The sequence below is a fragment of the Microbacterium sp. genome (assembly GCF_026393345.1).
In the GTDB taxonomy this organism is placed as follows: Bacteria; Actinomycetota; Actinomycetes; order Actinomycetales; family Microbacteriaceae; genus Microbacterium.
Genome location: NZ_JAPLAI010000020.1, coordinates 1 through 4,864, shown reverse-complemented (window position 1 = coordinate 4,864; position 4,864 = coordinate 1). Strand labels below are relative to the sequence as shown.

Here is a 4,864-nt window from a genome sequence, read left to right as displayed (position 1 = left end):
CGATCAGGGTCGAAAGGGCAGACTGGTACTGGGTCATCGTGGGATCTCTGCTTTGCTTCTTGCCGGAAACAACTGGTCATCCCACGGTGGCCCTCCGACATCAACGACGACGAGAACCCCGCAGGAATTGACACCACGCTATGGGACTCACCCAGGATCCCGGGGCACGAGGGGGCCCACTTCTGAGGACAGTGCCCACGCTTCTGTGGACAGGATCCCGGGGCACGAGGGGCCCACTTCTGAGGACAGTGCCCACGCTTCTATGGACAGGATCCCGTTTCGTGGACAGGTTCCCGGCCACGACGGCGTCCCCTTCTGGGGAGACCCAGGCCGTGGTGAGGACGGCCGCTATGCGTCGAGAGCGTCGGGCCCCTGTTCGACGAGAATCTTGAACTGAGCGGCGTCGAGGATCCGCAGTCCCAGCTCTTCGGCCTTCGCGAGCTTCGAGCCGGCACCGGGACCTGCGGCCACGAAGTCCGTCTTCTTCGACACACTGGATGCGGCCTTGCCGCCGGCAGCGATAATCGCCTCCTGCGCGCCTTCCCGCGTGTACCCCTCGAGCGAGCCCGTCGCGACGACCGTCAGGCCGTCGAGCACTCCCCCCGTCGTCGTGGCCGCACCGGGACCGGGATGCCCGGGGATCTCCCATCGCACGCCCGCCGCGGTCCAGCGGTCGACGATCTCGCGGTGCCAGTCGACCTCGAACCAGTCGAGCAGGGCGTCCGCGATGATCGTGCCGACCCCTTCGACCGCGGCCAACTCCTCTCGGGATGCGGCCCGGATCGCCGCGAGCGAGCCGAACCACTGCGCCAGTGCACGGGCGGCGACCGGGCCGACGTGACGGATGTTCAACGACACCAGGAGGCGATACAGGTCTTTCGTCTTCGCCTTTTCGAGCTCTGCGATGAGCTTGATGGCCTGCTCCGACGGGAGCACTTCGCGGTAGTCCTTGCGGATGCCGGCGCGGCGGCGCTCCGCCGCATCCATGTGCTCGGTGCCGGGCGGGTACGACGCGGGCCCCAGCTTCTGGAACGGCGCGCGACGGACGAGTTCGCCGGTCTGCTCGTCGACCCGCTGCTCACCGGTCTCCGCGTCGCGGACGACGACCTCGATCGGCACGAGCTGCTCGAGCGTCAGGTCGAACAGTCCTGCCTCGGTGTCGAGCGGCGGGGTGGCGGGCACATCCGGCTGAGTGAGGGCGGCCGCGGTCACCTCACCGAGCGCCTCGATGTCGAGCGCGCCACGCGAACCGATGTGCTCGACGCGGCCGCGCACCTGTGCGGGGCACGAGCGCGCGTTGGGGCAGCGCAGGTCGATGTCGCCCTCCTTGGCCGGACGCAGCGGGGTGCCGCACTCCGGACAGTTCGCCGGCATGACGAAGGCGCGCTCGGTGCCGTCGCGGAGCTCGGCGACCGGGCCGAGCACCTCGGGGATGACATCGCCCGCCTTGCGGAGCACCACGGTGTCGCCGATGAGCACGCCCTTGGCCTTGACGACGTCCTGGTTGTGCAGCGTCGCCTGCCGCACCACGGAACCCGCCACCCGCACCGGCTCCATCACCGCGAACGGGGTGGCGCGTCCGGTGCGGCCCACCGAGACCACGATGTCGAGCAGCTTCGTGTTCACCTGCTCGGGCGGGTACTTGTACGCGATCGCCCAGCGCGGGGCGCGGCTCGTGGCACCCAGCTCATCGTGCAGCGAGAGCTCGTCGACCTTGACCACGATGCCGTCGAGCTCGTGCTCGACGTCGTGGCGGTGTTCGCCGTAGTACTCGACGAAGTCGAGCACGCCGTCGATGTCGTCGTTGACGCGATTGTGGGAACTCACCGGCAGACCCCACCCGGCGAGCAGACCGTACACCTCGCTCTGCGCAGACACCGGCGGGTCTGGCCAGGCACCGATGCCGTGCACGTAGAGCCGCAGAGCGCCGATCCGTTCCAGCGCCGCCTCGCGTTCGAGTCCGGTCTTCTTCTCCAGCTGCTGCCGCAGTCCGCCGCTCGCCGCGTTGCGGGGGTTCGCGAAGGCCGGGAACCGTCGCTGTGCGGCCGCGCGCGCCTTCTCCTCGTCGAAGTCGCCCGCCCCGGACCGGCGCGAGGCCGACCGTTCCCGCGCCTCGGCCACGGCGCGCTCACGGAGGTCGGCCTGCAGTTCGTTCAGCCGCTCGAACGCGGCGACCGGGATGAAGACCTCGCCGCGCACCTCGACGAGCGCCGGATGCCCGGTGCCCGACAACCGCTCCGGGATGTCGGACAGCCGCAGCGCGTTCTCGGTGACGATCTCACCGACGCGCCCGTCGCCGCGCGTCGCGGCCGAGGTGAGCACACCGTTCTCGTACCGGAGGCTGATCGCGAGCCCATCGATCTTCAGCTCGGTGCGCCATTTCACCGGGCGGCCGGCGGAGTTCTGCGCCTTGACACACCAGTCGCGCAGCTCGTCCGGCGAGAAGACGTTGTCGAGGCTGAGCATGCGCTCGGCGTGCTCGATCGTGGCGAGATCGGAAGTCTGGGCCGCACCGACGGAGAGGGTCGGCGAATCCTGACCCTGCAGCTCTGGGAAGGTGCGCTCGATCTGTTCGAGGCGCCGCATCCAGCCGTCGTACGTCGCGTCGTCGACGAGTTCCGCATCGGCCCCGTAGTACGCGTCACGCGCGCCGAGAATGTGTTCCGTGAGCTCCACTGCCTCGGCCCTGGCCGCGTCGAGGGTCAGGGTCGCATCGATCGAGTCCGCCGCATCCGTCACGGGCCAAGTCTAGGGATCGCCCCGGACACCCCCGCGGGCTTGACCGGGGCGGGACCGGTCACCGCGGCGTGTCGTCCGGCCGGGGGCGGGATCGGTCACAGCGGCGAGCCGTCCGGCCGGGTGAGGGTGTCGACGATCTGCTCCACGAGCCCCTCATACTCGGCGCTCGACATCGTCGTGAGCACGATCGCCCTCACCGGGTCGCCACCGCCCGTCAGCCCGGAATCCGGATAGGCGAGCACATAGGAGGCGATGGCCGGCTCGCCGCCGGTGACGGCGCGCACAACGTCGTGGCCCGCGAGCTCGAGCCGGGTCACCGCGCCGTCGGGATCATCGGCGAGGGTCTGCGCGGCGAGTTCCTCGATGCTGCCGCGGGCGGTGACCGCCCGCACCTGGACCATCGAGAGCATGTCCGAGCCGAAGGCGACACCGGTGGAGCAACCGACCGACCCCGGCACGAGGGTCCATGATGCATCGGGCGCCCGGTACACGAAACAGGGCGTGACCACCTCGCCGCCGTCGTACTCGACCACGGCGTCGGCGTCGACCTCCGTCACGGCGAAGGTACGAAGCGGGACGGGGCCGGGGACCGGGTCTGCCGTCCCGGGTGAGGCGCACGAGGGGAACATCAGGGCAGCGGCGACGAGTGCGGCGGCACCGGCGCGGCGGGTAGGACGGAAGGGGGACATGACGGCTCCTCTGCGTTCGGAGCTCCGACGCTACGAACGTGGCGTCCGCCGACATCACGCCCTCCGCATCCTGTGCAGGACAGGACGCGGTCTCCCGTCTGGGGAGGAGAGGTCAGCCGACCGGGACCGCCGAGACGGTGCGGTCGATCGTGAACTGACCGAGCACCCGAGTGCCGGTGTAGAGCACGGCGGTCTGACCGGGTGCGACGCCGTCCAGCGGCATGTCGGGGCGCACCGTGACGCGACCGTCGACGACCTCGGCCCACGCGGGCACGGGGTCGGCGTGCGCACGGATCTGCACGTCGCAGGCGAACGAATCCTCGGTCGGCGCCGCGCCGGCCCAGCTGTGTCGTTCACCGGCGATCTCGGCGGTGGCGAGCGCCTCCTTCGGGCCGACGACGACGGTGTTGGTGACGGGACGCACCTCGAGCACGAACCGGGGCTTGCCATCGGCGGCGGGCACGCCGAGCTTCAACCCGCGCCGCTGCCCGACGGTGTACGCGTGCGCACCCTCATGGCCGCCGACGACGGCGCCGGAACGATCGACGATGGGTCCGGCCTCGACCCCCACCTTGTCGGCGAGCCAGCCCCGGGTGTCGCCGTCGGGGATGAAGCAGATGTCGTGGCTGTCGGGCTTGTGCGCGACACTGAGCCCGCGGGCCTCCGCCTCCGCACGCACCAGAGCCTTGGACGGGGTCGCGCCCAGCGGGAAGTAGGTGTGTGCGAGCTGCTGCGCGGTGAGCACGCCCAGCACGTAGGACTGGTCCTTGGCCTGGTCGCTGGCGCGGTGGAGTTCGCGCCCCTCGGGCCCGTCGACCAGCGTCGCGTAGTGGCCGGTGCACACGGCGTCGAAGCCCAGCTCGATCGCCCGCTCGAGCAGCGCCGCGAACTTGATCTTCTCGTTGCAGCGCATGCACGGGTTCGGCGTACGGCCGGCGCGGTACTCGGACACGAAGTCCTCGATCACGTCCTCACGGAACCGCTCCGAGAAGTCCCACACGTAGAACGGGATGCCGAGCTTGTCGGCGGCGCGACGGGCATCCATCGCGTCTTCGATCGTGCAGCATCCGCGGCTGCCGGCACGGAGGGTGCCGCCGGCGCGGGACAGCGCCAGATGCACACCGACCACGTCGTGTCCGGCCTCCACCGCGCGGGCCGCGGCCACCGCGGAGTCCACGCCACCGCTCATCGCCGCAAGTATCCGCATAGGTCCAGTCTACGAGCGGACGGATGCGGCGGCGCGGGCGCGCGTCACCGCATCCGGGAGGACGCGCAGCAGCGTATCGACATCGGCGTCGGTGGTGGTGCGCCCCAGGGTGAAGCGCAGCACGGATCGGGCCGCCATGTCATCCAGTCCGATCGCCATCACGACGTGGGAGGGCTCAGGGACCCCTGCCTGGCAGGCCGATCCGGTCGATGCCTGCACACCGGCCTGG

The 4,864-nt window shown here is 70.5% G+C and carries 3 protein-coding genes and 1 pseudogene; all 4 read right to left on the bottom strand.

The genetic code is table 11. The features are described 5' to 3' along the window. Positions 1–348 precede the first annotated feature (348 nt). Positions 349–2,739: an NAD-dependent DNA ligase LigA gene (gene ligA / locus NT132_RS02630; RefSeq protein WP_297784345.1), complete on the bottom strand. Its 2,391-nt coding sequence runs from the start codon at positions 2,737–2,739 to the stop codon at positions 349–351. Positions 2,740–2,834: 95 nt separating this feature from the next. Further along, positions 2,835–3,428 carry a hypothetical protein gene (locus NT132_RS02625; RefSeq protein ID WP_297784342.1) on the bottom strand — a complete coding sequence of 198 codons (594 nt, stop codon included), beginning with the start codon at positions 3,426–3,428 and terminating at the stop codon, positions 2,835–2,837. A gap of 112 nt (positions 3,429–3,540) precedes the next feature. After that, positions 3,541–4,635 (bottom strand): tRNA 2-thiouridine(34) synthase MnmA, encoded by a 1,095-nt coding sequence (mnmA, locus tag NT132_RS02620; RefSeq protein ID WP_297784340.1) that lies wholly within the window; start codon positions 4,633–4,635, stop codon positions 3,541–3,543. Positions 4,636–4,644: 9 nt separating this feature from the next. Then, a pseudogene (locus tag NT132_RS02615) lies at positions 4,645–4,864 on the bottom strand (cysteine desulfurase NifS); the annotation flags it as partial.

Excerpts from the sequence above, each read along its gene's own strand:
- mnmA (WP_297784340.1), bottom strand. The coding sequence starts at position 4,635 with ATGCGGATACTTGCGGCGATGAGCGGTGGCGTGGACTCCGCGGTGGCC.
- NT132_RS02625 (WP_297784342.1), bottom strand. The coding sequence starts at position 3,428 with ATGTCCCCCTTCCGTCCTACCCGCCGCGCCGGTGCCGCCGCACTCGTC.